7 protein-coding genes are annotated in these 6,101 nt (G+C 64.2%); 3 read left to right on the plus strand and 4 right to left on the minus strand.

The features are described from left to right. Positions 1 to 4: 4 nt before the first annotated feature. The 3 genes from D886_RS0125360 (at position 5) to D886_RS0125370 (ending at position 1,944) form a co-directional block, all read left to right on the plus strand. On the plus strand, positions 5 to 433 hold the full coding sequence (locus D886_RS0125360; RefSeq protein ID WP_027596567.1) for a DUF411 domain-containing protein: 429 nt from the start codon (positions 5 to 7) through the stop codon (positions 431 to 433). Continuing rightward, positions 433 to 870, plus strand: coding sequence for a YqaA family protein (locus tag D886_RS0125365; protein WP_027596568.1), 438 nt, complete (start codon positions 433 to 435; stop codon positions 868 to 870). The genes D886_RS0125360 and D886_RS0125365 overlap by 1 nt, the downstream gene beginning before the upstream one ends. A gap of 75 nt (positions 871 to 945) precedes the next feature. After that, complete coding sequence (locus tag D886_RS0125370) at positions 946 to 1,944, plus strand: alpha/beta fold hydrolase (RefSeq protein WP_027596569.1); 999 nt, start codon at positions 946 to 948, stop codon at positions 1,942 to 1,944. A gap of 76 nt (positions 1,945 to 2,020) precedes the next feature. Here the strand turns inward: D886_RS0125370 and zapE are convergent, their stop codons facing one another. The 4 genes from zapE to D886_RS0125390 form a co-directional block, all read right to left on the minus strand. Continuing rightward, positions 2,021 to 3,127: a cell division protein ZapE gene (zapE, locus tag D886_RS0125375; RefSeq protein ID WP_027596570.1), complete on the minus strand. Its 1,107-nt coding sequence runs from the start codon at positions 3,125 to 3,127 to the stop codon at positions 2,021 to 2,023. Between the two features lie 174 nt (positions 3,128 to 3,301). Further along, entirely contained in the window at positions 3,302 to 4,450 is a 1,149-nt protein-coding gene (locus tag D886_RS0125380) for a PQQ-dependent sugar dehydrogenase (protein WP_027596571.1), read from the minus strand. A gap of 22 nt (positions 4,451 to 4,472) precedes the next feature. Further along, entirely contained in the window at positions 4,473 to 4,790 is a 318-nt protein-coding gene (locus tag D886_RS0125385) for a hypothetical protein (protein ID WP_027596572.1), read from the minus strand. Between the two features lie 147 nt (positions 4,791 to 4,937). Continuing rightward, positions 4,938 to 6,017, minus strand: a complete 1,080-nt coding sequence (locus D886_RS0125390; protein ID WP_027596573.1) for an extracellular solute-binding protein — start codon at positions 6,015 to 6,017, stop codon at positions 4,938 to 4,940. Positions 6,018 to 6,101: the final 84 nt, after the last annotated feature.

The following is a 6,101-nucleotide window of genomic DNA, read 5'->3' on the forward strand; positions in this document are numbered from 1 at the left end:
CACCATGCTGCACAAACACCTGCTGACCCTCGGGCTGCTGGCTATCACTGGCCTGGCCCAGGCCGCCGAGGCCATCGATGTCTACCGCGACCCCAACTGCGGCTGCTGCAAGGCCTGGATCAGCCACCTGCGCGACAACGGCTTCACCGTCAACGACCACGTCGAACCGAACATGAGCGCAGTCAAGCAACGCCTGGGCGTGGCACCGCGCCTGGCGTCGTGCCATACCGGGGTGATCGACGGCAAGTTCGTCGAAGGCCATGTGCCGGCCGAACAGGTCCGCCTGCTGGCCAAACGCAACGACCTCAAGGGCCTGGCCGTCCCCGGCATGCCCATGGGCTCGCCGGGGATGGAAATGGGTGACCACAAAGACGCCTACCAGGTCATCGGTGTGACCCAGGATGGCCAGGACACCGTGGTCGCCAACTACTGATGCTCAGCGAGTGGGCGCTGTTCCTCAGCGCCTTCGGCGCCGCCACCCTGCTGCCGCTGCAATCGGAGGCCGTGCTGGTTGGTTTGCTGCTGCGCCAGCCCGACGCTTGGCCGACCTTGTTGCTGGTGGCCACCTTGGGCAATGTGCTCGGTTCAGTAGTCAACTGGGTATTGGGCCGGGCCATCGAGCACCTGCGTGACAAGCGCTGGTTCCCGTTCAGCGCCCGCCAGCTCGAACGCGCGCAACACCGCTACCAGCGCTGGGGGCAGTGGTCGCTGCTGCTGAGCTGGATGCCGGTGATCGGCGACCCGCTGACCCTGATCGCGGGGATCATGCGTGAGCCCTTCTGGCGCTTTATGCTGCTGGTGACCCTGGCCAAGGCCGGCCGTTACGCCGTGGTGGCGATGATCACCCTGGGCTGGTTTCACGCCTGGTAACACCTTTGCCGCTTCAGGCGGTCAACTGGCTGTTACAGTCGCTTATTCCTACATGGCCCTACACGGAGTGCCCCCATGCTGCGCGCAACCGCCCTGGCCCTTGCCTGCCTTGTCGGCGGCCCGGCCCTTGCTGCCGAGTCGCCCACCTACGGCAAACAACTCGAAGGGTTCAGCTACCCTCACCCGCTCAAGCATTTCGACTTCAGCTCCCAGGGCCAAGCCCTGCAGATGGGCTACATGGACGTACCCGCCCAAGGCCAGGCCAATGGCCGCAGCGTGGTGCTGATGCATGGCAAGAACTTCTGCGCCGCTACCTGGGAAACCACCATCAATGCACTGAGCAAAGCCGGCTACCGGGTCATCGCCCCCGACCAGGTCGGCTTCTGCACCTCAAGCAAACCTGCGTATTACCAGTACAGCTTCCAGCAATTGGCGGACAACACCCACGCCTTGCTCGACCAGCTGGGCGTCAAGCAGGCCATTGTGCTTGGCCACTCCACCGGCGGCATGCTCGCGACCCGCTATGCGCTGATGTACCCGCAGCAAGTCGAACGCCTGGCGATGGTCAACCCGATTGGCCTGGAAGACTGGAAGGCCCTGGGCGTCCCCTACCGTACGGTGGACCAGTGGTATGCACGGGAGCTCAAGCTCGATGCCGCCGGGGTGCGTGAGTATGAGCGCAAGACCTATTACGCCGGGCGCTGGAAGCCGGAGTATGAGCGCTGGGTACAGATGCTGGTGGGCCTCAACCAAGGGCCGGGGCATGAAGCAGTGGCGTGGAACTCGGCGTTGATCTACGACATGATTTTCACCCAGCCGGTGTACCACGAGTTCAAGGACCTGAAGATGCCGACCCTGTTGCTGATCGGTGACCAGGACACCACGGCCATCGGCAGCGACATCGCGCCGCCAGAGGTCAAGGCACGCTTGGGCAAATACCAGGTGCTGGGACCACAGGTGGCCAAGCTGATCCCCCAGGGTGAACTGGTGACGTTCGAGGGTATGGGTCACGCGCCGCAGATCGAAGAGCCGATGCGGTTCAACCGGACGCTGATCGAGTGGTTGGGGCGCTGAGTGGGCTAGCCCCCAACCTACTGAGTGGGCGAAACTGCCTTGGGCAAAATCTAAACTTATGCGCTCCCACAGGGGCTTAGCCGAAGCGTTGCAATTGCATCTCGCGTAAGCGGCTCAAGGTGCGTTGATACGGGAACGCCAAGTACCCTTGGGTATAAAGCGCGTCAAGCGGCACCTGCGCCTCCAGGTACAACGCCACTCGGCGGTCGTAGCATTCGTCGACCAGGGCAATGAACCGGCGCACCGCATCGTCCTTGGGCGACAGCGCCGGCAGCTCCCGGTCCCCTGCCGCGACCCGCGCCGCACCATCCTCGGTACCGCGCGCAATCCGCCCGGCCCGTTGCTCGCCACCTAACGCTGGCACGCCTTCCAGCAGAATTGACGGGTAACGGTCGCACAGGGCCATGAACTCCATCGCCGCCAAGGGCTGCTCGCAGAGGTCGGTGAAGCGGCACCAGATGGCCTGCTCGCTGCGCCGGATGACGTTTATCTGCCTTGAGCCAATGGCCAGCGGCTGCTCGCTGCCGGGGTCAGCCGGGCTGAGTTGGTGGAACACTTCACCCAGCACGCCGCGCTCGCCGGCCTCAGTGACCCAGTAACGTTGCCGCACAGCGCCCGGATGCAGGCGATGGTCCTGCTCGCCGGCCACCGACAACACCCGCATGTGCCGTTCAATGGCGGCAATCGCGGGCAGGAAGCGGTCACGGTTGAAGCCATCGCGGTAGAGTTGGTCGGGCGGTTGGTTGGAGGTGGCAACAATCACCACGCCTTGGTCGAACAACACCTGGAACAGGCGGCCGAGGATAATCGCGTCACCGATGTCATTGACGAACAACTCGTCGAAGCACAGTACGCGAATCTCCCGGGCCAGTTCACGGGCCAGGGCCAGCAGCGGGTCGGCGGTGCCGTTGAGCTGGAACAACCGCTGGTGCACCCAGGCCATGAAATGGTGAAAGTGCTGGCGCCGGCTGGGGTGTTGCAGGCAACGGTGAAACTGGTCCATCAGCCAGGTCTTGCCCCGGCCGACAGGGCCCCAGAGGTAGACACCCTGGGTCAGGCGGCCCTGTTCGATCGCCTCGAAACAGGCCTGCAACGCATCGACTGCGTGGGCCTGGGCGGGGTCATGGACATAGCCGTGGTCGGTCAGGGCTTGTTGGTAGAGGGTCTGCGGTTGGGCGGTCATGCCGCATTATCGGTACTGGCCCCATCCTCAGCAAGCCAGCCCCGCTCCTGTGTAGGAGCAGCCTTGTGCTGCGAAGAGGCCAGTGCAGGCCACAACTATCTAAAGTGTCACCACCGGCCTCTTCGCAGCGCAAGGCTGCTCCTACACGAACCGTGCATGGCAGAAGCTAGCGCTTCAGCCCTCGCCCAACCCCACTTTCAACAGCGCCCCGTCCTTGTCATCGGTCAACACGTACAGATACCCATCCGGGCCTACCCGCACATCACGGATACGCGCCTTGAGGTCCCCCAGCAAACGCTCTTCGTGCACCACCTTGTCGCCCTCGAGCTGCAGACGGATCAATTGCTGAGTAGCCAGCGCCCCAATGAACAGGTTGTGGTCCCACGCTTTGAACGTCGGGCTGTCGTAGAACGCCATACCGCTGATGCCAGGGGACTTTTCCCAGACATGGTGCGGGTCGACCATGCCATCGACGTGCTTGCCCTTGGCCTCCGGGATCGGCAGCAGCGAGTAATTGATGCCGTGAGTGGCAACCGGCCAGCCGTAGTTCTTGCCGGGCTGGGGAATGTTGATTTCGTCGCCGCCCCGCGGGCCGTGTTCGTGAGTCCAGAGCTTGCCAGTCCAAGGGTTGAGTGCTGCGCCCTGCTGATTGCGATGGCCGAACGACCAGATCTCGGAGCGCACGTTGTCTTTGCCGACGAAGGGGTTGTCTTTGGGCACTTTGCCGTCAGGCAAAATCCGCACGACCTTGCCTTGCAGCTTGTCGAGGTCCTGGGCAGTCGGCCGCTGGTTGTTTTCGCCCAGGGCAATGAACAGGTAACCGTCTCGGTCGAATACCAGCCGCGAACCGAAATGGTTGCCCACCGAGAGCTTGGGCTGCTGGCGGAAGATCACCGTGAAGTTTTCTAGCCGTGCGCGGTCTTCGGACAACTGACCGCGGCCGACCGCCGTCCCTGCCTTGCCATCATTACCCGCTTCGGCATAGGACAGGTAAACGGTGCGGTCCTTGCCGAACTCCGGCGACAACACCACGTCCAGCAACCCGCCCTGCCCTTCGGCCCAGACCTGAGGCACGCCACTGATAGGCGGGCCGACCTTGCCTTCGGCGTTGACTACCCGCAGGTTGCCGGGGCGCTCGGTCACCAGCATGTCCTTGCCGCCCGGCAAGAAAGCCAATGCCCAAGGGTTGCGCAGGCCATCGGCGACGGTGCTGACGGTCACTGGCCCTTCTTCGCTGGGGAACTGCTGCTCGGAAGCCGCGTGCGCCAACAGGGGCAGCAGCGCGGCAGCGGTCAAGGTGGTCAGCCAGGTAGCTCGGGTCATTCAGAATTCCTTTCGACGGGGCTTACGGCGCGCGTGGGTTATCGCGCGGCGGCCGGGTGGGTTCCAGATTGGGCGCTTGCTGTTGGCGGCGCAGGTTGTCGCCGTTGCCAATGCCGCGGTTGTCCAGCGAGGGCGTGCGCTGGTAGGGGTCGGTGGATGGGCCACGCACGGGCGGTGTGGCCGGCATGCTGCCCTGGCGGCTATTGGGGTTGGCGCGCTGGATCGGGCTGTTGTAGGGGTTGTTGTTGCTGGCCGCGAGTTGCAAGGGCGCAACCGGCGCTGCGCGCGCGGGCAGGCACAACGCCAGGCCGATGGCCAGGATTGGCAGTGCTAGGTTCATGCTTCACCTCCTGTACGAAATGCCGCGCCTTGTGCGTTGGATAGCCTAAGGCGCGAGGGGTTCGCGGCAAAAGTGTGAAAGCGGCTGGAGATAATTCCTGATGTTTCAGTATGGACCCCAAGGGGCTGCAGCGCAGCCCCGCCGGGCTCATTGGCCGCTGCGGAAGGCCATCCACAGGCGGTTACGCTGGCGCAAGTCGGACAGCGCCATGCTGCGGTCGGCGTACAACCGTTGACGCACCTGGGCTGGCGGGTAGATGTCCGGGTCGTTGCGCACGGCAGCGTCGACCAAGGGGGTGGCCGCTTGGTTGGCATTGGCGAAGAACAGCGTGTTGGTCAGCGCGGCGATGGAGTCCGGCTTGAGCATGAAGGCGATGAACGCACGGGCTGCCTCCGGGTGTGGCGCGTCCTTGGGGATGACCAGGTTGTCCTGCCAGACCAAGGTGCCTTCCTGGGGGATGCGGTAGATCAGCTCGAACGGTTTGCCAGCACGGCGTGCCTGGTCGGCGGCCATCGCCGCATCACCGTTGTAGGTCAGCGCCAGGCACACGCTGCCATTGGCCAGGTCGCTGATCTGCCGGCCGTTGGCAACATAGCGCACAGAGGGCTGCAGCTGGTTCAGCAGTGCCTGCGCGGCGTCCAAGTCGGCCTTGTTCTGGCTGTAAGGGTCCATGCCCAGGTAGTTCAAGGTCAGGCCGATCACTTCCTGCGGCGAGTCGGGCATGGCGATGCCGCAATCCTTCAGGCGGCTGGCGTACTCCGGTTTGAACAACAGGTCGAGGCTGTCCAGCGGCACATCGCCCAGGCGCTGGCGCACGGCCTCGACATTCACCCCCAGGCCCAGCGTGCCCCAGGTGTAAGGCACCGCGTAGCGGTTGCCGGGGTCGGCCTCGGCCAGTTTGGCCAGCAAGTCCTTGTCGAGGTTGGCATAGCCGGGCATGGCCTGGGCATCGAGCGGCTGCAGGGCCTTGGCCTTGAGCGCCCGGGCCAGCACGGTGGATGACGGCACCACCACGTCGTAGCCGCTGCCACCGGTCAGCAGCTTGGTCTCCAGCACCTCGGTGGTGTCAAAGGTATCGTAGCGTACCTTGTAGCCCGTTTCGCGCTCGAAGCGCTGGAGGGTTTGCGGGGCGACATAGTCGGCCCAGCTGTAGAGGTTGACGACCTTCTCCTGGGCTTGCAGCGGCAGGGCCAGGCACAGGGACAGCAGGCACAGCGATCGACGCATGACGGACACCTCGGCAAAGGGAGCTGTCCGTCACTGTAGTCCACACCACTCGCACCCTGCACGATTCGGGTAGGAGCAGCCTTG

The sequence above is a fragment of the Pseudomonas sp. LAIL14HWK12:I7 genome (assembly GCF_000483465.1).
GTDB classification, from domain to species: domain Bacteria; phylum Pseudomonadota; class Gammaproteobacteria; order Pseudomonadales; family Pseudomonadaceae; genus Aquipseudomonas; species Aquipseudomonas kermanshahensis.